General features: G+C 74.9%; 28 protein-coding genes. 10 read left to right on the top strand and 18 right to left on the bottom strand.

The annotated features are described in order from the left end of the window. Window positions 1-22: 22 nt before the first annotated feature. On the bottom strand, window positions 23-955 hold the full coding sequence (locus tag V6U79_RS10985) for an ABC transporter permease (RefSeq protein ID WP_334614578.1): 933 nt from the start codon (window positions 953-955) through the stop codon (window positions 23-25). Further along, a complete protein-coding gene (locus tag V6U79_RS10980) occupies window positions 955-3,819 on the bottom strand; it encodes an alpha/beta fold hydrolase (RefSeq protein WP_334614576.1) in 2,865 nt (954 codons plus the stop codon). The genes V6U79_RS10985 and V6U79_RS10980 overlap by 1 nt, the downstream gene beginning before the upstream one ends. 375 nt (window positions 3,820-4,194) lie before the next feature. On the opposite strand from V6U79_RS10980, the gene V6U79_RS10975 reads away from it, so the two are divergent. From V6U79_RS10975 to V6U79_RS10940, 8 genes are all read left to right on the top strand, one after another. Beyond that, window positions 4,195-5,397 (top strand): hypothetical protein, encoded by a 1,203-nt coding sequence (locus V6U79_RS10975; RefSeq protein ID WP_334614574.1) that lies wholly within the window; start codon window positions 4,195-4,197, stop codon window positions 5,395-5,397. Continuing rightward, entirely contained in the window at window positions 5,384-8,179 is a 2,796-nt protein-coding gene (locus V6U79_RS10970; RefSeq protein ID WP_334614572.1) for a sensor histidine kinase, read from the top strand. Before V6U79_RS10975 ends, V6U79_RS10970 begins: the two co-directional genes overlap by 14 nt. Continuing rightward, on the top strand, window positions 8,176-8,646 hold the full coding sequence (locus tag V6U79_RS10965) for a roadblock/LC7 domain-containing protein (RefSeq protein WP_334520964.1): 471 nt from the start codon (window positions 8,176-8,178) through the stop codon (window positions 8,644-8,646). The genes V6U79_RS10970 and V6U79_RS10965 overlap by 4 nt, the downstream gene beginning before the upstream one ends. Then, complete coding sequence (locus V6U79_RS10960; RefSeq protein WP_334614570.1) at window positions 8,643-9,134, top strand: DUF742 domain-containing protein; 492 nt, start codon at window positions 8,643-8,645, stop codon at window positions 9,132-9,134. Before V6U79_RS10965 ends, V6U79_RS10960 begins: the two co-directional genes overlap by 4 nt. Then, window positions 9,112-9,879: a GTP-binding protein gene (locus V6U79_RS10955; RefSeq protein ID WP_334614569.1), complete on the top strand. Its 768-nt coding sequence runs from the start codon at window positions 9,112-9,114 to the stop codon at window positions 9,877-9,879. The genes V6U79_RS10960 and V6U79_RS10955 overlap by 23 nt, the downstream gene beginning before the upstream one ends. Window positions 9,880-9,923: 44 nt before the next feature. Beyond that, window positions 9,924-10,391 carry a hypothetical protein gene (locus V6U79_RS10950; protein WP_334614568.1) on the top strand — a complete coding sequence of 156 codons (468 nt, stop codon included), beginning with the start codon at window positions 9,924-9,926 and terminating at the stop codon, window positions 10,389-10,391. 46 nt (window positions 10,392-10,437) lie between these two features. Further along, complete coding sequence (locus V6U79_RS10945) at window positions 10,438-12,735, top strand: AAA family ATPase (protein ID WP_334614566.1); 2,298 nt, start codon at window positions 10,438-10,440, stop codon at window positions 12,733-12,735. A gap of 122 nt (window positions 12,736-12,857) precedes the next feature. Further along, on the top strand, window positions 12,858-13,754 hold the full coding sequence (locus V6U79_RS10940) for an SMP-30/gluconolactonase/LRE family protein (RefSeq protein ID WP_334614564.1): 897 nt from the start codon (window positions 12,858-12,860) through the stop codon (window positions 13,752-13,754). 40 nt (window positions 13,755-13,794) lie between these two features. Here V6U79_RS10940 and V6U79_RS10935 read toward each other — a convergent pair whose 3' ends face one another. From V6U79_RS10935 to V6U79_RS10860, 16 genes are all read right to left on the bottom strand, one after another. Further along, on the bottom strand, window positions 13,795-14,151 hold the full coding sequence (locus V6U79_RS10935; protein ID WP_334614562.1) for a gas vesicle protein K: 357 nt from the start codon (window positions 14,149-14,151) through the stop codon (window positions 13,795-13,797). Further along, window positions 14,148-14,378, bottom strand: coding sequence for a gas vesicle protein (locus V6U79_RS10930; protein ID WP_334520983.1), 231 nt, complete (start codon window positions 14,376-14,378; stop codon window positions 14,148-14,150). The genes V6U79_RS10935 and V6U79_RS10930 overlap by 4 nt, the downstream gene beginning before the upstream one ends. Beyond that, window positions 14,375-15,172, bottom strand: coding sequence for a GvpL/GvpF family gas vesicle protein (locus tag V6U79_RS10925; RefSeq protein ID WP_334614560.1), 798 nt, complete (start codon window positions 15,170-15,172; stop codon window positions 14,375-14,377). Before V6U79_RS10925 ends, V6U79_RS10930 begins: the two co-directional genes overlap by 4 nt. Then, window positions 15,156-15,527, bottom strand: coding sequence for a gas vesicle protein (locus V6U79_RS10920; RefSeq protein WP_334614559.1), 372 nt, complete (start codon window positions 15,525-15,527; stop codon window positions 15,156-15,158). Before V6U79_RS10920 ends, V6U79_RS10925 begins: the two co-directional genes overlap by 17 nt. 1 nt (window position 15,528) lies before the next feature. Then, entirely contained in the window at window positions 15,529-15,870 is a 342-nt protein-coding gene (locus V6U79_RS10915) for a gas vesicle protein GvpO (protein ID WP_334520992.1), read from the bottom strand. Between the two features lie 4 nt (window positions 15,871-15,874). After that, window positions 15,875-16,264: a gas vesicle protein GvpG gene (locus V6U79_RS10910; protein ID WP_334520995.1), complete on the bottom strand. Its 390-nt coding sequence runs from the start codon at window positions 16,262-16,264 to the stop codon at window positions 15,875-15,877. 2 nt (window positions 16,265-16,266) lie between these two features. Next, a complete protein-coding gene (locus V6U79_RS10905; RefSeq protein WP_334520998.1) occupies window positions 16,267-17,022 on the bottom strand; it encodes a GvpL/GvpF family gas vesicle protein in 756 nt (251 codons plus the stop codon). A 1-nt stretch (window position 17,023) separates the two neighbouring features. Further along, window positions 17,024-17,449, bottom strand: coding sequence for a gas vesicle protein GvpJ (gene gvpJ, locus V6U79_RS10900; protein WP_334614558.1), 426 nt, complete (start codon window positions 17,447-17,449; stop codon window positions 17,024-17,026). Beyond that, window positions 17,446-18,639 (bottom strand): SRPBCC family protein, encoded by a 1,194-nt coding sequence (locus V6U79_RS10895; protein WP_334614556.1) that lies wholly within the window; start codon window positions 18,637-18,639, stop codon window positions 17,446-17,448. Before V6U79_RS10895 ends, gvpJ begins: the two co-directional genes overlap by 4 nt. A gap of 2 nt (window positions 18,640-18,641) precedes the next feature. Then, complete coding sequence (locus V6U79_RS10890) at window positions 18,642-19,070, bottom strand: hypothetical protein (RefSeq protein WP_334521006.1); 429 nt, start codon at window positions 19,068-19,070, stop codon at window positions 18,642-18,644. A 301-nt stretch (window positions 19,071-19,371) separates the two neighbouring features. After that, window positions 19,372-19,881, bottom strand: coding sequence for a GNAT family N-acetyltransferase (locus V6U79_RS10885; RefSeq protein WP_334614554.1), 510 nt, complete (start codon window positions 19,879-19,881; stop codon window positions 19,372-19,374). 182 nt (window positions 19,882-20,063) lie between these two features. Then, entirely contained in the window at window positions 20,064-20,960 is an 897-nt protein-coding gene (locus V6U79_RS10880; RefSeq protein ID WP_442933764.1) for a hypothetical protein, read from the bottom strand. A gap of 82 nt (window positions 20,961-21,042) precedes the next feature. After that, window positions 21,043-21,573 (bottom strand): DUF3263 domain-containing protein, encoded by a 531-nt coding sequence (locus V6U79_RS10875; protein ID WP_334614552.1) that lies wholly within the window; start codon window positions 21,571-21,573, stop codon window positions 21,043-21,045. Window positions 21,574-21,729: 156 nt separating this feature from the next. After that, window positions 21,730-22,743, bottom strand: a complete 1,014-nt coding sequence (locus V6U79_RS10870) for an ABC transporter permease subunit (RefSeq protein ID WP_334614551.1) — start codon at window positions 22,741-22,743, stop codon at window positions 21,730-21,732. After that, window positions 22,740-23,750 carry an ABC transporter ATP-binding protein gene (locus V6U79_RS10865; protein WP_334614549.1) on the bottom strand — a complete coding sequence of 337 codons (1,011 nt, stop codon included), beginning with the start codon at window positions 23,748-23,750 and terminating at the stop codon, window positions 22,740-22,742. Before V6U79_RS10865 ends, V6U79_RS10870 begins: the two co-directional genes overlap by 4 nt. Before the next feature lie 118 nt (window positions 23,751-23,868). Next, on the bottom strand, window positions 23,869-24,654 hold the full coding sequence (locus V6U79_RS10860; protein WP_334614548.1) for a DeoR/GlpR family DNA-binding transcription regulator: 786 nt from the start codon (window positions 24,652-24,654) through the stop codon (window positions 23,869-23,871). A gap of 199 nt (window positions 24,655-24,853) precedes the next feature. On the opposite strand from V6U79_RS10860, the gene V6U79_RS10855 reads away from it, so the two are divergent. Continuing rightward, window positions 24,854-25,783 (top strand): SIS domain-containing protein, encoded by a 930-nt coding sequence (locus tag V6U79_RS10855; RefSeq protein WP_334521024.1) that lies wholly within the window; start codon window positions 24,854-24,856, stop codon window positions 25,781-25,783. 62 nt (window positions 25,784-25,845) lie between these two features. Further along, complete coding sequence (locus V6U79_RS10850) at window positions 25,846-26,760, top strand: ROK family protein (protein WP_442933765.1); 915 nt, start codon at window positions 25,846-25,848, stop codon at window positions 26,758-26,760. Window position 26,761: the final 1 nt, after the last annotated feature.

The following is a 26,761-nucleotide window of genomic DNA, read 5'->3' as shown; positions in this document are numbered from 1 at the left end:
CCGCTTCCCGGAGGTCCGACGGTCAGCTGGTGACGTCCTTGCGGGTGAAGCGCCAGAAGGCCAGCCCCCAGAAGAGCGTCGCGTAGCTGACCGCCGAGATCGCCCCACGGACCACGTCGTCGGTCTGCACCGGCGTGGAGAGCAGCCCCAGCCAGGCCGTGCTGTAGTGGGTGGGCAGGAAGTCGCGCAGCGCGCCGAGCGCGGTGATCTGGTCCAGGATGCTGGAGAGGATCCAGAGCAGCACCGCGCCGCCGACCGCGCCGAGCGCGGCGTCCGTCGTCACCGACAGCAGGAACGCCAGTCCGGCCACCACCAGGAGTACGACCGCCAGGTAGCCGAGCACCGCCAGCAGCCGCAGCAGCCCGTCGGTCGGCGCCAGCTCGGCGGCGACCTGGCTGCGCAGCGGCTCCCAGCCGTACCGGAGGGTGCCGGCGAGCAGGGCGGTGCCGGCCAGCAGCAGCAGGGCCAGCGCCGAGTACGCGAGCGCCACCAGCAGCTTCACCGTGAGCAGCCGGGCCCGGGGCACCGGCACGGCCAGCAGGTAACGCAGGCTGCCCCAGCGCGCCTCGCTGGCCACCGTGTCCCCGCAGAACAACGCGACGACCACGACCAGCAGGAACGACGCCGACACGAAGATCGAGAAGAGCGCGAAGTTGAGCCCGCCCGAGGTGGCCAGCTCGACCAGGCTGCCGAACTCGTTGCGCCCGTTGTCGTCGTCGTCACCCGAGTCGAACTGGAACGCGATCAGGATGATCAGCGGCAGCAGCACCATGAAGCCGAGCGCCAGTTGGGTACGCCGCCGCGACGCCTGCCGGCGGAACTCCGCGGCGAACGGCAGGGTCGCCGACGGGCGGTAGCCCGCCGCCGCCCCACCCGGGCCGACCGCGGTCGACGTCCCGCCCGGTGCCGAGGCGCCCGTGCCGCCCGCGGGTGAACCCACCGAAGAGCCCGCCATCACCGGTCCCCGCTTCCCCGAGAGTTCTCGCCCACCAGGGCGAGGAACGCGTCCTCCAGGCGGCGCCGCGGCACCACCCGGTCCACCCCGATGCCGGCCCGGACCAGCTCCGCCACCACCTCGCTGCGCGCGGTGCCGTTGGTGTCCACCACCAGCTGGCCGTCGTCGTCGGGCAGCACCCGCACCCCGTCGAGCCGGCCGAGCACGGCGCGCGCCGCCTCCGGGTCGGTCACGTCGAAGAGCACGCTCGGCGACTCGCCGACGATCTCCTCGACCGGCCCGGACGCAACGATCCGGCCCTTGTTGACCACCACCGCGTGGGTGCAGGTCTGCTCCACCTCGGCGAGCAGGTGGCTGGAGACCAGCACCGCCCGCCCGTCGGTGGCGTAGCGCTGGAGCACCCGGCGCATCTCGGCGATCTGCGGCGGGTCCAACCCGTCGGTCGGCTCGTCGAGCACCAGCAGCTCGGGCAGGCCGAGCATCGCCTGGGCGATCGCGAGCCGCTGCTTCATGCCGTGGCTGTAGTTCCTGATCCGCCGGTGCACCGAGTCGCCCAGGCCGGCGATCTCCAGCGCCTCGGCGAAGTGCGCGTCGGCCTCCGGCCGGCCGGTCGCCCGCCAGTACGCCTTCAGGTTCTCCAGGCCGGACAGGTGCGGCAGGAAGCCCGGCCCCTCGACCAGCGCGCCGATCCGGGACAGCACCGGGGAGCCGGGCACCAGCCGGTGCCCGAAGACGTAGATCTCACCGGCGGTCGGCTGGGTCAGCCCCATCAGCACCCGCAGGGTGGTGGTCTTGCCGGCCCCGTTCGGGCCGAGCAGGCCGACCACCTGACCGGGATGCACCTCGAAGTCCACCTGGGACACGGCGACGAAGCCGTCGGCGTACTCCTTGCGGAGCCGGCGGACGGCGAGCGGGACGCCCGCGTACTCCGGGTGGACGGAGCGGTCCTGGCGGCGGTGCCGGCGGCGGGCGACGGCGACGACCACGACGAGCCCGACCGCGATGGCGGCGAGCAGCCCGACCAGCACCCAGCGCCACGCCGTGGCGGTGGTCGGGATCGGCTCGGCGTCGACCGTCGGCAGGCTCACCGGGCCGTCGCCGGCGGCGACGACGTGCACGGCCGGCTCGGCCGGGGTGGCGTACGCCTGGTCGGCGGTGGCCACCACGACCCGCAGCCGGTGCCCGGCCTCGATCCGGCGGACGATCGCCGGCAGGGTGACGGTCACCGGTCGGGCCGCGTCGATGGTCGCCGGCAGGCCGGTGAGCCGGACCGGGGCGACCAGGCCGTCGGGGAGCGTCGCGGCGCCGGTCGGGTCGACGTCGTAGAGCTTGACGAAGAGCACCGCCTCACCGGTCGGCGACGCGGCCCGGATCGGTACGGTCGGCGCGCCCACCACGTCCACCGCCTCGGCCAGCGGCGCCGACTCGAAGCGGGCGTGCTGGCCGGGGATGTCCCCGGCCACGCCGTCGAGCAGCGACCCGAGCGCGCCGGCGAACGGCACCGACGAGATCGGGGCGGGGTTGCCGGCGGGCGGGTTGGCGACCGGCTGGGCCGGCCCGGTCACCGGGACCTCGCGGCGGGCGTCCCCGGCCACCCCGGTGTAGTCGGTGGTGCGGTAGCCGGTGGCGACCAGGCCCCGGTCGAGGGCGTCGAAACCGGCGATCCGGGAGAAGGTGAAGTCGTCGCCCGGCGCCTCGCCCCCGCCCTTGACGTAGTGGTCGAGCCACTGCGCGGTGAGGAGGTCGACCCGGTCCGAGTCGCTCTGGGGCCCGGCGCCGCCGTCGTGGCCTCCGGTGAACCAGGCGACCCGCACCGGCGTGCCGGCGGCGGCGATGCCCCGCGCGTTGGCGTCCGCCTCGGTGAGCGGGAAGAGGCTGTCCGCCTCCCCCTGCACCAGCAGGGTCGGCGCCTTGATCCGGTCGAGGACGCCGGCCGGGCTGGAGCGGCGCAGCCGGTCCACGGCGGCCTGGTCGGCCCGGCCGGTGGTGGCGATCCGCAGGTACGCGGCGCAGACGTCGGCGGCGAACCGGCCGCAGGACGGGTCCGCGGCCCCGGCGGGTGCGTACCCGGGACCGGTGCCCGGCCCGGCACCCGGCGCCGGGCTGGCCGGGCCGGCCGACGCGGGCGCCCCCTGCGGCTGGGCGGAGGGGACGCCGGCGATGCCGGCCGGTCCGGAGCCGGCGTTGCCGCCCCCGCCGAAGAAGAGGCCGGCCCAGCCCTTCTTGAACACGCCGTCGGTGGCCGGTCGTCCGGTGCTCTCCGGCAGGAAGGAGCGGGCCAGGTCGTTCCAGGTGATCATCGGGACGATCGCGTCGACCCGCTGGTCCTGCGCGGCCAGCAGCAGGGCCAGGCCGCCGCCGTAGGAGCCGCCGACCACGCCGACCCGGGGGTCACCGGCGGCGTCGGTGCGGATCTCCGGCCGGGCGGCGAGCCGGTCCAGCAGGCGTTGCGCGTCCCGGACCTCGTGGTCGGGGTCGTCGAGGTGGATCTGTCCGCCGCTGCGGCCGAAGCCGCGGGCCGTCCAGGTCAGCACCGCGTAGCCGCGGTTCACCAGCTCGTCGGCGTCGGAGCGCACCGAGTCCTTGGTGCCGCCAAAGCCGTGCGCCAGCAGCACCGCCGGCACCTTCCGGTCGGCCGAGGCGTCCTCGGGCAGCCAGAGCGTGGTGTCCAGGTCGACCGGTTGGTCGCCGGTCGGTCCGGATCGGACGGTGACCATCGCGGACTCGGTCCGGAAGCCCGGCTGGTCGGGCCGGGCCGCCCAGATGACGGCGGCGACCAGCAGGATGGCGACCAGCGACGCGGTCACGATCCGGCGCGGGCCGGCCAGGAGGCGCCGGACGGCGGCCGACGACGGCGATCTCATGCGGGTCACGGTACGGCGTGGATCCTGAGTGTTGCCTGGGATCCACCGTACGTCCGTCCGGTCGGTCCGATCGGTGCGCGGTGGCCGTCGACCGCGGTTCGTCCAGACCAGCGGGGGCGAAACGACTTCGCATCACGTGAATTCCGATCTTCGGCCGATATCGCCTCCGATCACTCCATCACGTTCCGCCCGCGACACTTTGTGTGTCGACAAGGTCAACGACATGTGACATAGCTCGTAGTGACACAAAACTGACTCGTCAATGGCGGTTCCACGCCCACGCCGGTCGGTTAGTTTTCCGGTCCGGTGTACGGGACTCCACAGGCGACCCCCGGCACCGGACACTTCCCCCGCCGTCGCCGGAGGAGAAAGACCATGACAGTCCCCGCGCAGCGGGTCCGTCGGCGGCCCTCCGCACCGGGCCGCGTGCTGCCGCTGCTGCTCGTCGTGGCGCTGCTCGCGCCGGTGGGATTCCTGTTCGCGCAGACCCACCGGCTCACCGGCGACGACCGGGACCTGGCGGTGCGCGAGCGGCTCGGCGTCGAGTACCTGCGGGTCCTCGGCCCGGTCACGGAGGCCCTGGTCGACGCCCAGTCCGCTGCCGTCACCGGCCGTGCCCCGGCGCGCGAGGCGCTGGACCGGGCGGTGCAGGACGCCGCCCGGGTGGACGCCCGGATCGGCGACGAGCTGCGCAGCCGCGAACGGTGGGCCGGGCTGCGCGCCAAGCTGGAGGCGCTGCCCAACCGGACGCTCAACGACCCGGAGGCCGCCTTCACCGCCTACGGGGAGGTCACCGACCTGCTGCTGGCCCTGCACCGCAAGGTACGGGAGGCCTCCGGGCTGGTCCGCGACCCGCAGCAGGACTCCTTCTTCCTCCAGGACGGCATCGGTCGGGACCTGCCGACCGCCATGGTGGCCGCCGGGCGGCTCGCCGACCTCTCCGCGCTCGGCGCCGCCCGCCCCGCCACCGAGCGGGCCCGCACCCAGGGCGAACTGGCCGAACTGCGGGTCGCCGCGCTCGCCTCGGCCGGCGACCTGGTGGCCGACCTGCGCGCGGCGGTGGACAGCTCCGAGAGCACCGAACTCGGCCCGAACGTGCTCACCCCGCTCGACACCTACCAGCGCGCCGTCGAGGCGCTCGCCGCCTACTCGGCCCCGGCCGCCGCGGCGAAGACCGGCCTCAGCGACCCCGCGCAGGTCGCCGGCGCCCGGCTCAACGCGCAGTCCGCGGCCAAGCTGCTCCAGCCGGTCATCCTCGACCAGCTCGACTCGCTGCTGACCGAACGGATCGACTCCTACGACCGCGACCGCCGGCTGGCAGCCGGCGCCGCCGCGACCGCCGTGCTGCTCGTCCTGATCCTGATCGGCGTGCTGGTGGCCGCGTTCCGGCGGGCCCAGCGGCGCGCCGCCGAGGCCCAGCGCGCGGCCGAGTCCGGCGCGCTGCCCGGGTCGAGCGGCTGGCAGCCGCCCCGGCCGGCGGAGCGTGGCAGGTCCGAGGACCACCGGCTGCCCCAGCCGGTCGGCACGGGTCGGGACGCCGGCAGCGAACGCTGGGGGCCGTTCGATGCTGCTCGCTAGGCTCCGGATCCGAGGCAAGCTCGCCCTACTGGTGGTCATCCCGTTGCTCAGCATGGTCGGGCTGGCCGTGCCGGTGGTGCTCGACCGGGTCGCCGCCGCCCAGCGGGCGGGCGACACCGCCGAGACCGTACGGCTCGCCAGCCGGATCGGCAGCCTCGTCCAGGACCTCCAGCAGGAGCGCGTCCTCTCGGTGGGTCTGCTGCTCGGCCGGGTCGAGCCCACCGAGCTGATCCAGAAGTCGACGGCGGTGGACGACCGGATCGCCGACCTGCGGGCCGAGTTCGGCGCCGACCTGCCGCCCCGCGTCGCGACCGCCCTCGACGGGGTCGGCAAGCTGACCGACCTGCGCACCCTGGTGCTCGCCCGGGCGGCCACCCCGTCCCAGGTCATGGACCTGTACGGCCCGATCGACATGGCCCTGATCGACGCGCTGCGGCTGCCGTTCGAGGTGGACACCAGCACCTCCGCCGGACGCCAGGTGCTGGCGCTGGACGCGGTGATGCGGGCCGACGAGGGGCTGGGCGCCTGCGCCACCCTGATCGTCCTGGTGAAGGCGACCAGCGACCCGAGGGCCTCCGCCGCCTACATCGCCTGCATGGCCGCGCTCCAGGTGGACAACATCCGGTTCCGCAGCCTGGCCACCCCGGAGCAGTACCAGTTGGCTCTCCTGGACGACGCGGCGGTGGCCGCCCGGACCAGCCCGACGTTCCTCATCGACAGCGTCAAGGATCCGGTCGCCGCCATCGCGAACGTCCCGCTGGACGTGCTCTTCCCCTCGGTCCGCTCGATGATCACGCTCGGCCAGTTCGTGGAGAAGAAGGTCGTCGCCGACGTCATCGCGGAGACCAACGCCAACAAGCGGTGGGCGCTCACCACGGCCTGGCTGGTCGGCGGGGCGGCCACCCTGATCCTGCTGACCGTGCTGGTACTCAGCTTCGCGGTGGCCCGTACGGTGGCCCGGCCGCTGACCCGACTCACCCGCTCGGCCGACCGGGTCGCCCGGGTCGCCGAGGCCGAACTGGTCCGGGTCGCCGATGACGAGACCGAGGCCGGCCGACCGGTCCGCCTCGACCCGGTCGACGTCCGGGCCCGCGACGAGATCGGCGACCTGGCCCGGGCCTTCGACCGGGTGCAGCGCACCGCCGCCCGGCTGGTCGAACGGCAGGTGGCCGGCCGGCGCAACGTGGCGCAGATGTTCGGGCACGTCGGTCGCCGTACCCAGAACCTGGTCGGCCGGCAGATCGCGCTGATCGACCGGTTGGAGCGGCAGGAGACCGACCCGGGCCGGCTGGAGGACCTCTACCGGCTCGACCACATCTCCAGCCGGCTGCGCCGCAACGCCGGCAGCCTGGTGGTGCTCTCCGGCTCGACCGGGAGCGACGGGCACGTCGCCCCGGTGCCGCTCGCCGACGTGGTGCGGTTGGCGCTCGGCGAGATCGAGGACTTCACCCGGGTGGACGTGCAGGTGCCGCCGGGCGTCTCGGCCGCGCCGGCCACCGTCGGCGACCTGGTGCTGGCCCTGGCCGAGCTGATGGAGAACGCGACGGCGTTCTCGCCGCCGCACACCCGGGTGGTGGTCTCCGGCGAGCTGACCGGGACCGGCGCCCGGCTCTCCGTGGTGGACCAGGGCATCGGGATGACCGAGGAGCGGCTGGCCGAGGAGAACGTCCGGCTGACCCGGCGGGAGCGGCTGGACCTGGCCCCGACCGAGGTGCTCGGGCTCTTCGTGGTGGGCCGGCTGGCCCGCCGGCACGGCTGGACGGTGGACCTGGTCCCCACCGCCGGCGGCGGGGTGACCGCCCGGCTGGAGGTGCCGCACGCGCTGCTGGTCGCCCAGCGCGCCGATCCGGCCGGGGTGACCGTGGCCCGGACCGCCGGGCCGGCCCGGGACCAGCGCTCGGCCGGCGCGTTCGACGCGGGCCGGCCGGGCCGGACACCGACCGCGATGCCCGAACACCGGGCCGGCGCCCAACTGGCCGACGCCGGCTTCGACCCGGCGCTGCTGACCCGGGCCACCCGCACGATGGCCGCCGGGCCGTCCTGGGACGCCTTCGGTTCGGGCACCGGACAGCCGACCGTGCCCGCCGGGAGCACCGCCCCGCAGGTCGCGGCCCCGGCCGTTCCGGACGGGCCGGTCACCGGCGCGGGACTGCCCCGGCGTCGCCGTGCCGACGACGCCCCGGACGCGCCGGCACCGGCCGGACCTCGGCCCCCGGTGGCCGGCTGGGCACCCACCGCCCCGCCGGCGCCACCGGCCCCGGTCGCCCCACCGTCGTTCCCGCCGACCGGCCCGGCCCCGGCCCCGGCCACACCGGTCGCCGGGTCGGCGCCGCCGGCCGGGTACCCGTCGCTGGTCGGACCGGCCGCCCCGCCGGACTGGCCGCCGGTCGCCGCCGCACCGACCATCCGGCAGCGGGTGCCCGGCGCGAGCCTGCCGGCGACCGCGCCGCCGACCGGCCCGGTCGACGCCTCCGGCGCCGACCCGGAGGCCGCCCGCGCCCTGGTCGAGCAGTTCCAGTCCGGGGTACGGCGCGCCGAGCAGGACCAGCCCTCCGGGCGACCGGTCGACCTCGCCGCGACCTCGGACCGGCCCCGGTTGAGCCGGCGCGTGCCGGGTGCGAACCTGAGCGTGAGCCCGGCACGTCCGGTGACGACCAGTCCGCATCCCGGCGACCCGGCCGAGGTGCGCGACCTCATCACCGATTTCGAGGCGGGCGTCGCCCGTGCCCTGCGCGAAGTCCGTCCAGACCACCGCCAAGACGAAGAGGGATCATCACGGTGACCAGCCCCTTCCTGCACGACAACGTCGACCACCCGACCCACGCCGGTCACGAGCTCAGCCCGGAGGCACGGACCTTCAACTGGCTGCTGGACTCGTTCACCTCCAGCACGGCCGGGGTCATGGAGGCGATCGCCGTCTCGTCGGACGGGTTGCTGATGGCCATGTCGGCGATCAAGGACCGCTCGAACGCCGAACGGCTCGCCGCCGTGGTCTCCGGCATGACCAGCCTGGCCGGCGGCGCGGCCAGCTGGTACGCCCTCGGCGGGCTCAACCGGGTGATCGTCGACATGGCCGACGGGTACCTGCTGATCAGCGCGATCAGCAGCGGCTCGGTGCTCGGCGTGGTCGCCAACCGGTCGGCCAACCTGGGCACGGTCGCGTACGAGATGACCCTCTTCGCCGGCCGGGCCGGTGGCGCGCTCAGCCCGAGACTGATCGCCGAGCTGAAGAACGCCGTTCAGCAGTGACTCCCGAGGCCGTCGGCGAGGAACCGGGACCGGACCCGCTGGTCCGGATCCGGCCCTACCTGCGGACGCCACCACCGCCCGGCGAGGACCCGTCGCCGGCGCCCCCGGCACCGGCGGTCGGGGCCGAACCGGAGGCCGCCCACCCGGCGGGGCCGCGCCCCTTCGTGCTCACCGCCGGACGGGTCTCCGGCGCGGACCCGGCGATCGGCCTGGAGACCCAGGTGACCGCCCGGCCCACGACCGGTCCGTGGACCGCCACGCCGGCCCGGCTCGCCCCGGAGCTGCAGGCCATCATCGCGCTCTGCGGTGAGCCGATCTCCGTCGCGGAGATCTCCGCCCGGATGCGGATGCACTTCGGCGTGACCCGGGTCCTGGTCGGCGACCTGCGGGCCGCCGGCCACCTCGACGTGCACGTCGGGGACGTCGAGGACGCGCTCGACCCCGACCTCATCCTTCGAGTGATTGATGGACTCCGTGCGATCTCCTGAATGGCCGGTCGCCCCGTCGGGCGGGCTCTCCTCGAACAGCGCATCCGCCCGCTACGGCAGCCCGGCGGCGGGTGGCCCCGTGATGCCCCCGCCCGGCCCGCCGCCCTACCCGCCGCTGCCCGGCCCGCCGCCGTACCGGCCGCCGGGGGCGCCGCAGGCCGCGTCGGCACCCGGCGCCCGGCCCGCGCCGCCGATCCCGGTGAAGATCCTCGTCGCGGGTGGCTTCGGGGTCGGCAAGACCACCACGGTCGGTGCGATCTCCGAGATCGCCCCGCTGACCACCGAGGCGGAGATGACCAGCGCCGGCATCGGCGTCGACGACCCGGGCACCCGGAGCACGAAGACCACCACCACGGTGGCGATGGACTTCGGCTGCGTCACCATCGACCGCAGCCTGAAGCTCTACCTGTTCGGCACGCCCGGGCAGTCCCGGTTCGGGTTCATGTGGGACGACCTCGCCCGGGGCGCGCTCGGCGCGCTGGTGGTGGTGGACAGCTCCCGGCTCGACGACTGCTACCCGGCCATCGACTTCTTCGAACGGGCAGGGCTGCCGTTCGTCGTCGGGGTGAACGCCTTCGACGGCCGGCTGGCGCACGACCTCGCCGCGATCCGGTGGGCGCTGGCCATCGGCGATCAGGTGCCGCTGGTGCAGTTCGACGCCCGGGACCGGCTCTCGGTGCGGGACGCCCTGCTGGTCGTCCTGGACCGGGCGCTGGACCGGGCCACCCGGGAGAGACGAACCTGAACCGATCGACGGTTCGACCCGTATCACGGGAAGGGGTGGACGTGATGAGAGGTGGTCTGGACGAGACACTGGCCCGGATGGCCCGTCGCGAGGAGGCGATGCGACGACGGGCCGCGGATCCGGGCGACGGGGCCGGCCAGGACCCGACGGCCGGGCCCGGGTACCCGGCCAGTCCGGGCGCCCTCCAGCCGGACCAGCCGCCGGAGGGCGGGATGGACCCGGTCGAGGAGGTCATCGAGGCGGTCCGCCGGGTGGTCGCGGACCATCCCGGGCTGGCGGTCGTGCTGCGGGTGGAGCACCAGGGGCGGACGTACCCGGTGCGGATCGACTGGGCGGACACCGAGGTGGCGGCCGGCCCGGAGCACCCGGCCACACCGCCGCCGGCGTGGCCGCTGTCCGGCCTTACCGTGCCGTCGTGGACGCCCGGGCCGGACGGGTCGCCCGTGGACCCCGCAGCCCGGCTGGCCGAGATGATCCGCCGCGACCCGTCCCTGCTCACCGGCGAGCGGTGAGCCGTACGCCGCGCCGGCCCGTGCGCCGGGCCGCTAGTGTCGGGCGATGGCCGAACCGGAGCTGACCCTCGTCGCGAGCCTGCGGCCGGCCGCGCTGGACGCCCGACGGGGCGTCGTCCGGCTGCACCCGGAGGTGCTGACCGCGCTCGGGCTGCGCCCCGGCGACCCGGTCCGGCTGGCCGGGCGGCGGGTGACCGCCGGGATCGTCGCGCCCGCCGGACCGGGCGCGAGCACCGCCCTGCTCTACGCCGACGACCTGGTGCTGGGCAACCTCGGCCTGCGCGACGGCGGTGAGGTGACCGTCGGTCCCGCGCCGGTCACCCCCGCCCGCCGGGTCACCCTGACCGGGCCGGTGCAGGTCGTCGCCGCGGTCTCCCCGGAGATGCTCCGGCTCGCCCTGCTGGGCAAGGTCGTCACCACCGGCGACGACGTCTCCCTGCTCCCGCAGGACGTGCTGCCGGACGCCTCGGTACGCGCCCTGGTCGAGGCGGCCCGGCGCAGCCTGGCCAACACCGTCGGGTACGCCTGGACGAGCACCCTGCTCACCGTGGTGCACGCCGAGCCGGAGACCGGCGCGCTGGTCACCATGGACACCGTGGTCGGCTGGGAGCACGGTCCCCTGACCCACGGCTCCTCCGGGCCGGTGCGCGGCCGGTTGGCCGGCCCGCCCGCCGACCCGGTGCGCGGGGTCCGGCCGGGCGGTGTCGACGCCCGGTCCGCCGCCGCCCCGGCCGGCACCGCGACCGCGGGCCGGGCCGACCCGCCACCCGAGGACGCCCCGCGCGTCGACGAGCTGCCCGGGCTGCGGGCCCAGGCCGAGGAGCTGACCGAGCTGCTCGACCTCGGGTTCCACCACCGGGAGGTGCTCGGCCGGCTCGGCACGACGGTCTCGCTCGGCGTGCTGCTCAGCGGCCCGGCCGGCTCCGGCAAGTCGGCGCTGGTCCGGGCGGTCGCCGCCGCCGTCGGGGCCCGGGTGCGCCCGCTCTGGGCACCGGAGCTGGCCGCGCTGGACAACGACGCGGCGGCCCGCCGGCTGCGCGAGGCCGCCGCCGACGTCACCGCCGACGGGCCGGCGGTGCTGCTGGTCACCGACGTGGAGGCGCTCGCCCCGGTCGAGGGCGCCGGACCGCTGGCCACCGTGTTCCGCCAGGTGCTCGCCGAGACGGTCCGCTCCGGCGGGGCGGCCGTCGTCTGCACCACCTCCCGCCCCGAGGCGGTCGACCCGGCGCTGCGCGCCCCGGACCTGCTCTCCCTGCGGATCACCGTCCCGCTGCCGGATCCGGCGCTGCGCCGGGAGCAGTTGACGGTGCTGACCCGGCAGGTGCCGTTGGCCGAGGACGTCCGGCTGGACGAGGTGGCCGGCCGTACCCCCGGTTTCGTCGCCGCCGACCTGGCCGCGCTGGTCCGCGAGGCCGGGGTGCGGGCGGCGCTGCGGCAGAAGTCGGCGCCGGCGCCGACGGTGGCGATGTCCGATTTCGCCGCCGCGCTGGAGGTGGTCCGGCCGACCACCATGGCGGCGTCCACCCTGGAGCTGGCGTCGGTGACCCTGGACGACGTCGGCGACCTGGTCGAGGTGAAGCAGACCCTCACCGAGTCGGTGCTCTGGCCGCTGACCTACCCGGACACCTTCGCCCGGCTGGGTGTGCAGCCACCGAGGGGCGTGCTGCTCTACGGGCCGCCCGGCTGCGGCAAGACGTACCTGGTGACCGCGCTGGCCGGGTCGGGCCGGGCCAACGTGCTCTCCGTCAAGGGCGCGGAGCTGCTCTCCAAGTGGGTCGGCGAGAGCGAACGCGGGGTCCGTGAACTGTTCCGCCGGGCCCGGGAGGCGGCGCCCACCCTGGTCTTCCTGGACGAGGTCGACGCGCTGGCGCCGATCCGCGGCCAGGCCACCGACGGGGGCACGACCGACCGGGTGGTCGCCGCGCTGCTGACCGAGCTGGACGGGGTGGAGGCGCTGCGCAACGTGGTGGTGGTCGCCGCGACGAACCGGCCCGACCTGGTCGATCCGGCGCTGCTGCGCCCCGGCCGGCTGGAGCGGCTGGTCTACGTGCCGCCGCCGGACGGTCCGGCCCGGGCGGAGATCCTGCGCGCCGCGTCGCGGACCGTACCGCTCGCGCCGGACGTGGACCTGGGCGCGCTCGGCGCGGAGCTGGACGGCTTCTCGGCGGCGGACTGCGCGGCGCTGGTCCGGGAGGCGGCGCTGGCCGCGATGCGGGAATCGTTGACCGCCGCCACAGTCGGCGCCGGGCACGTGGCGACCGCGCGACGCCGGGTCCGTCCGTCCCTGGACCCCGCGCAGGTGGCCTGGCTGGCCGCGTACGCGGAGCAGCATTCCCGCCGCTGACAACCATCCGTCCCGGCCAGCACGTCTCGTCTCACATCGGATCCCGACTGGAGTGATCCGCGACGACGTCAGGTGGTGACTCCTTGCGAAGGATGTTTTCCTCGATCCTCGTCTCACTCGTCATGACGGCCACGGCCGTTCTCACCCCGATCGGGTCGGCGACGGCCGCACCGGCCGCACCGTTTCCCACCCGGATCCCGTTACCGGACGGCTTCGCCCCCGAGGGGCTCACCATCGGCCGGGGCGGCACCGTCTACGTCAGCTCCATCCTCGACGGCGCGGTGTGGCGCGGCGACCTGCGCACCGGGCGGGGGTCGGTACTGATCCCCGGCACGCCCGGCACGGACCGGGCCGGCCTGAAGGTCGACGCGCGCAACCGGCTCTGGACGGCCGACTTCTCCGGCGGCGGGGCCAGCGTCCACGACGCGCGCACCGGCGCCCGCCTCGCCCACTACCAGTTCACCGACGAGCCGGGCAGCCTGGTCAACGACCTGGTCATCACCCCCCGGGCGGTGTGGTTCACCGACTCCACCCGCCCGGTCCTGTACGTCGTACCCCTGGGGCCGGGCGGCCGGCTCCCGGCGGCGACGGACTTCCAGGTGCTGCCGCTGTCGGGACCGGCGGCCGACCCGGGCGCGTTCTCCAACGGCATCGTCGCGCTGCCCGACGGCGACCTGCTGGTCGCGCAGATGCTCGCCGGCCGCCTGGTACGGGTGGACCCCGACACCGGTGCCAGCCAGGTCGTCGACCTGGGCGGCTACTCGGTGCGGCGGGCCGACGGGCTGGTGCTGCGCGGTCGCACCCTGTACGTCATCCGCAACCTGACCAACCTCGTCGCGGTGGTGCGCCTCGACCCGTCCTTCACCAGCGGGGTCGTCCAGCGTGAGAGCACCGACCCCCGGCTGCGGGTGCCCGCCACCGGCGACCTCTTCGGCTCCGGGCTGTACGTGGTCAACGCCCGGTTCGACACCGAACCCACCCCGGACACCGACTACGACATCGTCCGGCTCCCCGCCTGACCGACCGGCCGGCGGCGTCGGGTGGGCGCCGCCGGACGGGTCAGTCGGTGGGCAGGAGCGGGCCGAGGGGGCCGAGGTCGAGGTTCAGGTCCTCCGGGGCCAGGCCGAAGTACTCGCGGAGCTCGGTCATCTGCTCCTCCAGCGCCATCAGGGTGGCGCCCATCCGCTCGACCTGCTCCTCGCTGAGGTCACCGACGTCGACCCGGCGCAGCGCCTGCCGCTCCATCAGTTGACGCAGCAGCTCGATGACGGTGAGCACGAGGCTGGCCAGCCCCCGCTCGACGGAGTCCCGGTCGACGGCGAGCCGGCGGTCCAGCGGGGTCACCCGGGGAGCCGGCCGGAGCGGCTCGCCGAGCGCCGCGGCCAGCTCCGCCGCCTCGTCCCGCCGGGCGGTCACACCGGCTCCCCGGGCAGCTCGCCCAGCTCGGGTGGGCCGAGCGCGCCGACGGAGGCGACCAGCGCGCGCAACGAGATGCGGACCAGGTCGATGTCGGCGATGGCCAGGGTGATGTCGCCGGTGATCACCACGCCGGTGCCGAGCACCCGGTCGAGCAGGTCGACCAGGGCCACCGGGCGGTAGGCCAGCGGACCGTCGGCGCTGCTCGGGGCGAGTGAGGTGGTCATCGGGCCGGCTCCCGCCGACCGTCCACGAAGGAGTACGGGGGCCACGGCCCGGTCAGCTCCAGCCGCAGCTCCGGGTGCCGGTCGGTCAGCTCCGCCACCAACGCGGCGAAGCCCTCGACCGCGGCGCCGGCCACCAGGTACGCCCCGTTGAGCACCATGGCGGTCGGCGCTCCGGAGAGCCGACGGTCCTGCGGGGCGTGCCGCCGGGCGGCCACCGCGGACCCGGCGAGGGCCTCGTGCACGGCAGCCGCCGCCTCGGCGGCGATCCGCTGCCCCTCGTCGCGGGCGGTGAGCTGGGCCCGGCGCCGCCGCAGGTACGCCGCGCCCGCCCCGCCCGACGCGGCGGGCGCCTCGGCCCGGGGCGGGACGCCCGGTCGCACGTACCCCTTGACCCCCCACTCGCCGCGGCCGGTGAGCCGGTCCAGCGTGCCGCTCAGGTCGGCCCGCCGCTCGGCGAGCATGGCGGCGACCCGGGTGTCGTCGTGGTGGACGGTGGCCAGCCGGGCCGGGACCACCGGCCCGCTCCGGGCGAGCAGGTCCACCACCGCGTGGTGGGCCCGGGCGGCCCGCTCCAGCCAGGCCAGGTCCTCCAGGTTGCGGCGCAGTGCTTCCTCGCCGTACTCGGTCAGCGGGGCGGCGCTGACCACCGCGGCGAGGCCGGCCGCCCGGACCGCGCGGACCGGCCCGCCGTCCATGCCGGCGACCCCGGCCAGGGCCGCCGGGTCGGCGTCCCGGACCACGCCGTGCAGCCAGCTGCCCACCGCGACGGTCGTCGGGTCAGCTGTCGTACTCATTCCACTCCTCCCGTGCGGTGGCCCGGCGGGCGATCCGGGGCCGGCGTTCGGCCTCGACCTGCTCCGGATCGCGCGGCCCCGGCTCCAGCGGTGGGGTGGCCTTCGAGCTGAGCCACGGATCGTGCTCCCACCAGTCGATGCCGAGCTGCCGGGCGGTGTCCACCGAGGCGATCACCAGCCGCAGCTTCAACGTCAACAGCTCGATGTCGAGGAGGCTGACCCGGATGTCACCGGCGATCACGATGCCCCGGTCGAGGACCCGTTCGAGGATGTCGCCGAGGTTCGCCGGCTCGTTCCCGGCCGGCAGCACCTGACCGGAGTTCTGCACCACCGAGGGTGCGCGGGCGGTCGTCATCTCAGGTCGCCTCCCCCTTGCCACGCTGGTACCGCCGGGTCCGGCGGTAGCCGAGCAGTCCACCGTCGAGGTCGAGCTCCACCTCGTAGAGGCCGAGCAGGTCGGTCGAGGCGGGAATGCGGTGGTCCTCCACCACCTCGACGCCGATCAGCCACCCCTCGTCGGTGGCCTGGATCGAGGTGATGCCGAGCGGCTCCTTGCCGGTCAGCCCGACGATCTGACGCAGCCCCTCGCGGCCGGCCTCGGCGGCGGAGACGCCCTCGGCGTACTCCTCGTCGTAGCGGTCCTCCGGCTCGGGGTCCCGCAGCCGGTCACCGTCGGCCCGGGTCCGTCCTGGCGCCATCTCCTCACCTCTCCCGCCGCCGGCGGGGGTCACCCCGCCGGTCGGCCTGTCGTCTCCGGGGCGCGGACCGGGCGGCTCCGGAACGCCGGGCCGTACGCGCCCGGCCCGGCTGGTCCGTCTCGTCCGGCCGGCCCGGCGCGGCCGCCACGGCGGGGCGGGCCGAGCCGGCCACCGTGCCGGTCAACCGGTCCAGCACCTGCTGCTGGGCCCGGTCCCGCTCGGCGTCGGTGATGTCGCCGGCCGCCGCGGCCCGGTCCAGCTCGTCCAGCTCGCGCCGGACGTTGGCCGGGTCGTACCGCCGGGACTCCGCCTCCCGGGCGATCACCTTGATCACCGAGGTCAGCCCGCGCACCGGCGCGTACGGCAGGGTCAGCAACGACCAGAGGATGTCCACGGTCAGTCCACCAACTGGTGCGCGCTGACGAAGTCGTACGGGGCCAGCGGGCCGAGCAGCCGCATCCGGACCAGCCCCCGGCGCTGCTCGGCGAACTCCTCCACCGCGCCCACGAACTCGTCCTCGTCGTCGACCGCCACGAGGAAGGCCACGTTCACCGCGTCCAGCTCGTGGCTCGGCGGGCGAGCCGCGTCGCGCACCGCGAACCGGCCGGCCGCCTCGACGAGCTGCCGGTTCTCCGCCTCACGGCTCAGCTCCACCGCCTGGCTGATCATCTCGCCGAGGCGGATCCGCTGCTCCCGGCTCTCCGCCTCGGGCCGGCCCCGAACCTGTTCGGCGAGGTCGGCCGCGGCCGGGTTCTCGGCCAGCAGCCGACTGATCAGCTCCTGCTCGTCGAAGCGGCCGTGGACGGTGTACTGGATCCGGTCCTCGAACTCGTCGAGGGCGGCGGCGAACTGGTCGTGGTGCGCGTCCAGCAGGTCGGCCACCGCGTCCTCCCCGGTGACCACCGTGCCGAACCGCACCGGCAGCACCGGCGCCACCTCGGCCGTCCCGTCCAGCAACGTCTGGTACGCGGTCAGGTCGGCGGGCCGGCCGATCGGCTCCTCCAGCCCCACCTCGCTGGCCAGCACCGCCAGCTCGCCGTGCTGGACGGCGATCACCTCCCCCGGCGGGTCGCCGACCCCGACGGCGTCCGGGGTCGGCTCCACGTCGGAGGGCACGATGCCGTACAGGAAGAGTCCTCGCTGGTCGGTCATCTCAGCGCTCCTCGTCCCGGCGGCGGCGGCGTTCCCGCGCCGGTTCCCGGTCGGCGAGCGAGTCGGCGACCGCGCCGCTGATCTCCCGGGCGGCCTTGCCCAGACCGGCGACGGCCCTACCCTTGGCCGCTCCGCCGGCGGCATCACCGATCAGGTCGGGCAGCCCCTTCTGGCCCTTCGGCACGATGCTCAGCCGGTCGACCGCCTCCGCGAACCGCAGGTAGGTCTCCACGCTCGAGATCACCACCCGGGCGTTGATCTCCAGCAACTGGATGCCGACCACCGCGACGGAGACCTGGGCGTCGATCACCACGCCCTTGTCCAGCACGGTCTCCACCACGTCGGCCAGGGTGCCGCCGGCACCGCCACCACCGCCCCGTTCCAGGGCGCTGCCGCCCGCGCCGGTGCTCGTCGTCGCGATGCTCACTGGTCCCGCTCCTCACGCCGACGACGGACCACCGGCCGGCGGGGCGGCTCCGGGGCGCGCCGGGAGGCCGGGCGACGCGGCGGCTCCTCCCGCGGCTCGCGCTCCGGACGGGGCTCCCGATCGGGGCGCGGCTGGGGACGACGGGCCCGCTCCGGCTCACGCCGCCGGGGCGGAGGCGGCTCCTCCTCGAGCTCCTCCTCGTCGTACCCCTCGTCGTAGTCCTCGCCCGCGTGGTAGGCGTCGTACTCCTGCTCCGGGGGACGGCGGCGCTCCGGCGGGCGACGGCGGCCACGCTCGGCGGGCCGGCGCTCCTCCTCGGGCTCCTCGCCCCGGCCCTGCTGCTCGCGCTCCTCCTGCTCCTCGCGGAGCGCGGTCTCGTGGTCCCGGACCACCCGGGAGTCCTCGATCTCGCCCCGCCACCCCTCGACGGCGTCCGGGTCGAGCACGGTCCGGGTCATCACGTGTCGGACGAAGTGCTTCAGCTCCAGCCGCGCCCGGCGGCCCTGGGCCCGCCACAGGTTGCCGGTGTGCTCGAAGAGTCCCTGCGGGTGGTACTCCAGGACGACCAGGATGCGGGTCAGGTCCGGGGTGAGCTCGTGGAAACTGACCGTGCCGTCCACCGAGCCCTTCTCGCCCTTGGACCGCCAGTGGATCAACTGGTCCGGGATCTGCCGGACGATGGTCGACTCCCAGGTCCGGTGCGACCAGAAGACCTTCGCCTTCCAGGTCATCTTCTCGTCCGACTCGCAGTCGGCCTGCTCGACCTTCTTCATGAAGCTGGGGAAGTCGCCGAACTGGGTCCACTGGTTGTAGGCGACCCGGACCGGCACGCCCACCTCGACCGTCTCGACGATGTTGGTGACCTTGAGCTTCCTGCCGCCGCCCCGGCCACCCTTGCCACCGCCGAACACCGCCATCAGCTTCTCCTTACCGCCGGCCAGGCCGGCCTGGAACATGGCCTTCATCGGGGAGTGGCCCTCGGCGAGCCGCTGCGCGCCGGTGGCGGCGGCGATCAGGCCGGGACCGCCGCCGGACTTCGCGTACTCGCTCAGCCGCCCGGTGGCGCCGGTGAGCCGCTCGGTGACCACCGAGACGGCCCGCTCGCCGATCGCGGAGGCGAGATCCTTCAGGTCCGCGCCGAGCTGCTCCTTCGCCCGGTCGGCCAGACCGCCGGTGGGGTTCGGGGTCATGGTCACCGCCCCCGTCGGGTCGAGTCCGGCCGCTCGTCGCGGTCCTGGTCGTCCGCGGTCGGCTGGTCGTCCGGCTCCTGCTCCTCGTCCGGACCGGAGCGGGCCCGCCCCTCGCCGCCGCCGGACCTGCGGCGGAGCGCGTCGGCACTGTCGCGCAGGCGGCCGCTCACCGCGTCGATGCCGCTGCCGGCGGCCGCGCTCGCCGCGGCCCTGCCGGCCGTGGCGAGCGGGCCGCCGAGCTTGGCCAGGTTGCTCAACTGGGGGGACGAGCTGAGCAGCTGGCCACCGTGCTTGAGCAGGTGGCCCGGTTCGCGGCTGGCCCGGCCCGCCGCGACCGCGGCGGCCAGGGTGAGGGCGGTACGGAGCTTCCTGCGCCGCCCGAGGATGTATCCGGCACCGACCGCCAGGCCGATCCGCATTCCGCTCTTCATCGGTTCTCCTTCGCTCCCCGGTGGACGGGTCGAACCCGATCCACGGAGGGCCGGAAAACGCTACCGGGGAAACGGCGCATGTCGGGCCTGCGATCGGGTGTCCCGTATTGGCGGACCCCGCCGGAGGTACCCCGGACCTCATACACAAAACCTGCACCGGCAATTACGCGCCGGCTCGCGACGGCAAATGAGAATGGCGTCTTCAGCCGCGCACCAAGCGGGCTATTCGGACAGACGGACAGCTCTGAGCAGGACCGTTCCGAGACGGGTACAGATCACCAAAAGAATGGAGAACACCGTTTCACAACACCGGAGGCGTCGCGTCCAGACAGATTTCCGCACGCACCACGTCGCCATCTTCGAGCAATTTCGCGCCGCACTTCCGCAATACCTGGACAGCACCGGCGTTGTCCCGCGTGGTCTCGGCCAGCACGGCGTGCATGCCGGCCGCCGCCGCCTCGTTCAGCAACTCCCGCAGCGCCGCCACGCCGAGGCCCTGACCCCGGGCCGACCGCCCGAGCCACATCCCGGTCTCCACCACCCCGGGCTCGTCGCACCGGCTCATCCGGACCATGCCGACCACCTCGCCACCGGCGAGGATCGCGTACATGCGGGTGCGGGTGGGGCCGTCCAGGCCGGCGAAGCTGGCCCGGTGGTAGTCCCGGAACGCCTCGCGGCGGGCGTGCGACCAGCCGACCGGCGCCTCGACCGGGGGCATGACGTCACCCGGCTCGGCCTCGGCCGCCGCTACCGAGAGCAACGCCTCCAGGTTCCGTTCGTCCACCGGCTCCAGCCGCACCGCACCTGCCACGTGCCGCAGTCTGCCGTCCTCACCGGCCCTCGTCCAGCCCTTCGGGCCGCGACTGGCGATCCGGCCGAAGGGACCAACCGGTCGTGCCATGAGGGTGTTCCACGTCACGCTCCGCTGTCAGCCGCGCCCCTGCCGCCGGCGTCCCGGCGGGCCCTGGCCGAGACCGTCCGCGCCGGTGCGCCTCAGTCGTGGGACAGGAACTCGCAGAGCACCACGGAGGCGTCGTCGGCCCGCTTGTGCCGACGCAACCGGTCGGGCAGCTCCCGCTCCGCGGTGCGCACCCGGTCGATCAGCGCACCCGGGCCCTCCGTGGTGACCAGGTCGAGCAGGCCGGCCCAGTCGAGGAGCCCGAACTGCTCGACGGCGCAGGAGGCGCCGTCGGAGAGCAGCGCCGCCCGACGGAGCGCGTCCGGCCCACGCAGCGGCACCGTGCCGGTCAGCGCGTGGTACGCGGCGTCCGGGTCGGCCGCGGCCACCCAGTACCCGTGGGTCCGGTTCATCCGCTCCCGCTGCACCCCCACCGCCTGCCGGAACCGGGTGGCCCGGTCGGCCTCCCCGGCCGGCAGCGTCGCCATGATCTGGCGCAGGTCGGCCAGCGCCGTGTCCAGCCGGTCGTCCGAGACCACCTGGATCCGCCCGCCCCGGTCCAGCACCAACGGACTGTCGCAGAGCACCAGGTAGTCGACCTCGTCCTCGCCCTCCCGGAGCAGGCAGACCGTCGAGGAGGGGGTGCCGGGATGGTCCAGGTCGCACGCGGCACCGTGGTCCGCGCGTACCGCCAGCAGCGCCGCCGCGAGGCTGCCGACCAGGGTGGACGTCGGCCGGGCGGCGACCGCCAGGCCGATCCGGGCGGCCAGGTGCCGGACGAACCAGGCCGGCCCGTGCACGCACCCGGTGTCGAACCCGTCGGGCACCGTCGCCCCGTCCAGCACCCCGACCAGCGGGCCGAACCGGAAGACCATGTCCTCGTTCTCCCGCCCCGGCGCCGGGGACGACGCGGAGCGGACCCGCATCGTCCACGCCGCGCCGACGGTCCGCACCGTGTGCCCCGCCGGGTGTCGCGCCTCCGGTCCCGCCATGCCCGCCCCCTTCGCCTCGCCCGCCGGCCGGCTACCCGGCCCGACCGGGGCCATGCCCGCCACCCGCGATCGGATCAGTCGGTCAGCGGCGGCGGTTGCGTGCCCGGGAGGAACGCAGCCTGCGGAGCCGGCCGATCAGCAACGGCTCCGCGGCCAGCGCGGCGGGACGGTCCAGCAGCGCGTTGAGCAGCTGGTAGTAGCGGGTGGCGGAGAGCCCGAAGGTGTCCCGGATGGCCTGTTCCTTCGCCCCGGCGTGCTTCCACCACTGCTGCTCGAAGGCGAGGATCGACCGCTCCCGCTCGGTCAGCTCGTCCGCCCCGGCCACCGGCGACGGAGCGTCCGGCGAGGTGGCGGCGGCTGCCGCGGGGCCGGCGGCGACCTCCGCGGGGCCGGCGGCGACCTCCTCCGGCGAGGTGGCGGGCGCCGGCACACCGGGTGCCGAGGACGGCGGCGCGCCGACCCGCGGGGGCGACGCGGGGACCGGCCCCGCCTCCGGTGCGACGCGGGGCGGCGGGACGGTGCGCCCCGCGCTCGCCGACCCGTCGGTGCCGACCCGGCCCGGCGACGGCTCGGACCGGTCGGCGGCGGCCGGGGCGGCGTCGGCGGGCGGCATGGCGCTCCTCAGCAGGGCGGACGGCCGGCGCAGCGGAGCCGACCGGGGGACTCCCAGCCTAACCAGACCCGACGACACCCGCAGCGGACGACGAGCGGGCCCGGGTGTGCCCGGGCCCGCTCATCCGTCAGGCCGCCCGAACCGGGCGGCCCCGGCTCAGGTGATGTCCCGTCGCCGCATCATCCAGAAGGCGGCGGCCAGCACCACGGCGGTGCCGACACCGAAGACCACCGCGGAGTCCTGCCAGGTCACCAGCATCTCCTTCGGGTTGCACTGCCCCTGCACGAAGTCGCAGGACCGGTAGTCGATCAGCTTCTTCTGCTTCTCGAACCAGGCCATCGCGTAGGTGGAGAGGACGTAGCGCTCCCCGAACCGGACCCCGGCGATCTCGATCGCGATCCGCAGGCCGATCTCGCTGACCACGCCGAGCCCGACCGCGACACCGAGCGCCATCGCGGTGTGCCGGCCAAGGGAGGCCAGCGCGAAGGCGACCGCGCCGAACGCCAGGATCAGCCCCACGGCCCGCAGGCCGCTCAGCCCGGCGGACTGCCAGACGCCGGCGGTGACCTTCGCGGTGGTGCCGCGGTAGGTGCCGATCAGCCAGAAGGCCAGGGTCCAGAGCGCTCCGAGCACCACGCTCACCCCGAGCAGCGTGGTGAGCACGGCGGCCAGCTTCGTGCCGAGCACGGTCAACCGTTTCGGCCGCCACAGCAGCAGGTTCATCATGCCGCCGCTGCTCCACTCCGCCCCGACGGACGAGGCGCCCACCAGGAAGGCGAAGAGCGCCACCGCCCCGGCGAAGACCGCGACGAAGATGCCGAACTCGGCGCGGAAGTCGAACTGGTACGGCATGTGCCACTTCGGGTCGAACATCTCCGGCTGCGGCTGCCACTCCCGACCGCACTCCGGGCCGTACTTCTCGTCGGTCTGCTCACCGCGGGCCTTGGCCGCGTCGCAGTCGGCGACCGACTTCTCCCAATCGCGGAGGGCCTGCTGGTAGTTGGCGTCGGACTGGGCCTGCGCCTCCGCCACCACGCTCGGGGAGAGCTTCTGGCTGGAGAAGGCGAAGGCGGTGGCGATGCCGGCCAGCCCGAGGACGAGCAGCACCAGCATGACCCGGGTCAACCGGCGCTTGAAGAGCCGCCGCAGCTCGGTGACGTACAGGCTCATGCGCCCCAACCTCCTCCGGCGCCGCCGGTCGGACCCGGCTCACCGACCTTCGTGGACTGGTCGACCTGGCGGTGCTGACCGGGCACCGGCGCGGTGGCGGTCAACTCCAGGAAGACGCTCTCCAGGTCCACCGCGACCGGGGCGAGCTCGCTGACGTAGAGGTGCTGCTCGGCGAGGAGCCGGCTGACGGAGGCCGGCTTGTCGATGCCGGCGAGCATCAGGTGGTCCGGGTGGCGGCTCACCACCACGCCGGCCCGCCCGAGCAGCTCGGCGGCGGCCGACAGGTCCTCGGCGGCCTCCAGGCGGACGCGTACACCGCCGTGCGAGTGCGCGGCGAGCACCTGGTCGACCGGGCCGGAGGCGACCCGGCGGCCCAGCGAGATGATGGTGACCTCGTCGCAGATGAGCTGGATCTCGCCGAGGATGTGGCTGGAGAGCACCACGGTCATCCCGGACTCCGCGAGGTTGCGCATCAGCGTGCGCATCTCCCGGATGCCGCCCGGGTCGAGGCCGTTGGCCGGCTCGTCCAGGATCAGCAGCCGCGGGTTCTTGAGCAGCGCCGAGGCGACGGCGAGCCGCTGCTTCATGCCGAGCGAGTAGGTCTTGACCCGCTCGTTGGCGCGGTCCCGCAGGCCGACCAGCTCCAGCACCTCGTCGACCCGGACGGCGGGCACCTCACCGGCGCCGGCCAGCAGCGACAGGGTGTCACGGGCCGTGAAGTGCGGGAAGAACTGGGGGCTCTCCACGATCGCCCCGACGGAACCGGCCACCACGGGCAGCGCGGCCGGCACCTCGTGGCCGAGGATCGCCATCCGGCCGCCGTCGGGCCGGATCAGCCCGAGCAGGGTACGCAGCGTGGTGGTCTTGCCCGACCCGTTGGGGCCGAGGAAGCCGTGCACCTGTCCCGCCTCGACCCGCATGTCGAAGCCGTCGAGGGCGTTGCGGACGCCCCGCCGACGACTCCGGTACGTCTTACGTAGACCTTCGATCTCCAGGACAGCCGACAAGCTGCGCCTCCCCGATGGGACTCCATGACAGCGGTCACCATACTCGGTATACAGAGCAGAGCAATACCGGGTATGCATCGGCTCGGAAATCGTCACCGACCGTATAGCAACGACGTACTCAGGCGCAGATGACGGTGACCCCGGCGGCGCGGAACGCCTCGACGACCGCGGGGTCGGCGCCGGAGTCCGTCACCAGGGTCTCCACCCGGTCCACCGGGCAGATCCGGGCGAAGGCGTGACCGCCCAGCTTGGACGAGTCGGCGATGATCACCACCCGCTTCGCCCGGGCCACCATCAGGTTGTTCATCGCGGCCTCGCCCTCGTGGTGGGCGGCGGCGCCGAGCTGGGGATCGACCGCGTCCACGCCGAGCAGGGCGACGTCCAGGGTGACCTCGCGCAGCAGCGCCCCGCCCAGCGGGCCGACCAGCTCGAACGACTTGGGGCGGACCACCCCGCCGGCGACCACGACCTTCATCCGGGACCGGACCAGCAGCTCGTTGGCGATGTTCAGGGCGTTGGTCACGACGGTGAGCTGGGCGCCCTCGGCGCTGGTGTTCAGATCGGGGCGGACGGCCAGCGCCCGGGCCACCTCCGTGCTGGTGGTGCCGCCGTTGAGGCCCACGACCGTGCCCGGGGAGACCAGCGACGCGGCGGCCGCGCCGATCCGCTGCTTCTCGGCGGAGTGCTTGGCGGTCTTGTAGCGCAGCGGGAGGTCGTACGAGACGCCGTTGGCGACCGCGCCGCCCCGGGTCCGCGTGATCATCTGCTGCTGGGCGAGCTGGTCGAAGTCACGCCGGATGGTGGCCTGGGAGACGTCCAGCCGCTCGGCCGCCTCCTCGACGCTGACCCGGCCGCTGTCGGTCAGCATCTCGAGCAGAGCGTTCCATCTGGCGTACCGGTCCACCGCGGGGGCCTCCGTTGACTCTGCACGATCGGTGATTGATTGCGTGCACAGTAGTGCGCGAAACTACGAAGGCGCAAAACCCTGACCTGCGCGATCTGGGGGCTGGTTGCCAGAGCCACCCGGGTTCGCGCAGAATAACGCGCGAAAGACGGCTTTAACGAGCCGTAATGCGCATCGCCAGCCAGTGCGAGGAGTCCTCATGGCGTACGTCGACGCGGAGATCGCGAGCCAACCCGACTGCTGGCGGGAGGCGGCGCGGCTCGCCGCTGGCGTCGCCGCCGACCTTCCCCACCCCGGCGAGCGGGTCGCCGTCGTCGGTTGCGGCACGTCGTGGTTCATGGCGATGGCGTACGCGGGGCTGCGCGAACGCGCCGGCCAGGGCGAGACCGACGCCTTCCAGGCCAGCGAGTTCCCCACCGGCCGCCGCTACGACCGGCTGATCGCGATCACCCGCTCCGGCACCACCACCGAGGTGCTCGACCTGCTCGCCGCGCTGCGCGGACAGCTGCCCACCACGGTCCTGGTCGGCGATCCCGGATCCCCGGCGGTCGGCCTGGCCGACGCGGCGGTGACCATGCCCTTCGCCGACGAACGGTCGGTGGTGCAGACCCGGTTCGCCACCACGTCGCTGGCGCTGCTCCGCGCCCACCTGGGCGACAACGTCGAGGCGCTCGCCGCCGACGCCGAGGTGGCCGTCCGGGCCCCGCTGCCGATCGACCCGGCCACGATCGGGCAGGCCACCTTCCTCGGCCGGGGCTGGACCGTCGGGCTGGCCCAGGAGGCGGCGCTGAAGTGCCGCGAGGCGGCCACCTTCTGGGCCGAGGCGTACCCCGCCATGGACTACCGGCACGGTCCCATCTCGATCGCCGCTCCGGGCCGCCTGGTCTGGGCGTTCGGCGCCCTGCCCGACGGCCTGGCCGAGGACGTGGCGGCCACCGGCGCGGCCTTCGTGCACAGCCGCCACCACGGCTGCCACACCGTGCTGGGCAGCTGGGCGGCCGGACGTACCCCGGTCGACCCGATGGCCGACCTGATCCTGGCCCAGCGCTTCGCGGTGGCGCTGGCCACCAGCCGGGGCCTCGACCCGGACGCGCCCCGGCACCTGACCCGCTCCGTGGTGCTGGCGTGACCGACGGCCCCACCGGCGCCGGTGACGCCGTCGTCGTCGCCCTCGACGTGGGCGGCACCGGGATGAAGTGCGCCCTGGTCCGGCCGAGCGGCGAGGTCGTGCACACCGAACGCCACCCCACCGGCGCCGCCCGCGGGCCGGCGGCCGTGGTCGACACCGTCCTCGACATCGCCGAGGGGCTGGCCGACAAGGCCCGCGCCGACGGGCTCACCCCGGTGGCCTGCGGCATCGCCGTACCGGGCGTGGTCGACGAGGCCACCGGCACGGCGGTCTGGTCGGCGAACGTGGGCTTCCGGGACGTACCCCTGCGGGACCTGGCGGCCACGCGGCTCGGGCTGCCGGCGGCGCTCGGCCACGACGTGCGCGTCGGCGGTCTCGCCGAGGCCCGGCTCGGCGCCGGGCGCGGCACCACGCACGTCCTCTTCGTCGCGATCGGCACCGGCATCGCCGCCGCGCACGTCGTCGCGGGGTCGGCCGCCGCCGGCGCGCACGGCGCCGCCGGGGAGATCGGCCACATCCTGGTACGCCCCGGCGGACCGCGCTGCGGCTGCGGCCGTCCCGGCTGCCTGGAGGCCGTCTCGTCGGCCTCCGCCATCGCCCGCCGCTACGCGGAACTGGCCGAGGCGTCCAGGGCCGACGCCGCGAGCGACGGCGCCAGGCCGGCGGTCGGGGTGGTGACCGCGGCGGACGTGGCCGCGCGGGCGGCGGCCGGCGAGGAGCTGGCCGGCCGGGTGTGGCGGGAGGCCGTCGAGGCGCTCGCCGACGGGCTCGCCACCGGCCAGGCGCTCTTCGACGTCCAGACGATCGTGATCGGCGGTGGCCTGGCTCGGGCCGGCGGGCAGCTGCTGGACCCCCTGCGCGCGGCGCTGCGCGAGCGGATGACTTTCCACCGGGAGCCGCGGCTGGTCGCGGCGGCCCTGGGCGACGAGGCAGGTAGCCTCGGCGCCGCCCTGCTCGCCCTCGACAGTCTGGAGTAGT

It is taken from the genome of Micromonospora psammae (genome assembly GCF_036902725.1).
Taxonomy (GTDB): Bacteria; Actinomycetota; Actinomycetes; order Mycobacteriales; family Micromonosporaceae; genus Micromonospora.
Note: the sequence above shows the minus strand (reverse complement) of the source record. Positions and strands in the feature narration are given on the sequence as shown.

Coding starts and splice junctions, on each gene's coding strand:
- V6U79_RS10985 (WP_334614578.1), bottom strand. CDS start 955: ATGGCGGGCTCTTCGGTGGGTTCACCCGCGGGCGGCACGGGCGCCTCG.
- V6U79_RS10980 (WP_334614576.1), bottom strand. CDS start 3,819: ATGAGATCGCCGTCGTCGGCCGCCGTCCGGCGCCTCCTGGCCGGCCCG.
- V6U79_RS10975 (WP_334614574.1), top strand. CDS start 4,195: ATGACAGTCCCCGCGCAGCGGGTCCGTCGGCGGCCCTCCGCACCGGGC.
- V6U79_RS10970 (WP_334614572.1), top strand. CDS start 5,384: ATGCTGCTCGCTAGGCTCCGGATCCGAGGCAAGCTCGCCCTACTGGTG.
- V6U79_RS10955 (WP_334614569.1), top strand. CDS start 9,112: ATGGACTCCGTGCGATCTCCTGAATGGCCGGTCGCCCCGTCGGGCGGG.
- V6U79_RS10950 (WP_334614568.1), top strand. CDS start 9,924: ATGAGAGGTGGTCTGGACGAGACACTGGCCCGGATGGCCCGTCGCGAG.
- V6U79_RS10945 (WP_334614566.1), top strand. CDS start 10,438: ATGGCCGAACCGGAGCTGACCCTCGTCGCGAGCCTGCGGCCGGCCGCG.
- V6U79_RS10940 (WP_334614564.1), top strand. CDS start 12,858: ATGACGGCCACGGCCGTTCTCACCCCGATCGGGTCGGCGACGGCCGCA.
- V6U79_RS10930 (WP_334520983.1), bottom strand. CDS start 14,378: ATGACCACCTCACTCGCCCCGAGCAGCGCCGACGGTCCGCTGGCCTAC.
- V6U79_RS10925 (WP_334614560.1), bottom strand. CDS start 15,172: ATGAGTACGACAGCTGACCCGACGACCGTCGCGGTGGGCAGCTGGCTG.
- V6U79_RS10920 (WP_334614559.1), bottom strand. CDS start 15,527: ATGACGACCGCCCGCGCACCCTCGGTGGTGCAGAACTCCGGTCAGGTG.
- V6U79_RS10915 (WP_334520992.1), bottom strand. CDS start 15,870: ATGGCGCCAGGACGGACCCGGGCCGACGGTGACCGGCTGCGGGACCCC.
- V6U79_RS10905 (WP_334520998.1), bottom strand. CDS start 17,022: ATGACCGACCAGCGAGGACTCTTCCTGTACGGCATCGTGCCCTCCGAC.
- V6U79_RS10895 (WP_334614556.1), bottom strand. CDS start 18,639: ATGACCCCGAACCCCACCGGCGGTCTGGCCGACCGGGCGAAGGAGCAG.
- V6U79_RS10890 (WP_334521006.1), bottom strand. CDS start 19,070: ATGAAGAGCGGAATGCGGATCGGCCTGGCGGTCGGTGCCGGATACATC.
- V6U79_RS10880 (WP_442933764.1), bottom strand. CDS start 20,960: ATGGCGGGACCGGAGGCGCGACACCCGGCGGGGCACACGGTGCGGACC.
- V6U79_RS10875 (WP_334614552.1), bottom strand. CDS start 21,573: ATGCCGCCCGCCGACGCCGCCCCGGCCGCCGCCGACCGGTCCGAGCCG.
- V6U79_RS10870 (WP_334614551.1), bottom strand. CDS start 22,743: ATGAGCCTGTACGTCACCGAGCTGCGGCGGCTCTTCAAGCGCCGGTTG.
- V6U79_RS10855 (WP_334521024.1), top strand. CDS start 24,854: ATGGCGTACGTCGACGCGGAGATCGCGAGCCAACCCGACTGCTGGCGG.
- V6U79_RS10850 (WP_442933765.1), top strand. CDS start 25,846: ATGAAGTGCGCCCTGGTCCGGCCGAGCGGCGAGGTCGTGCACACCGAA.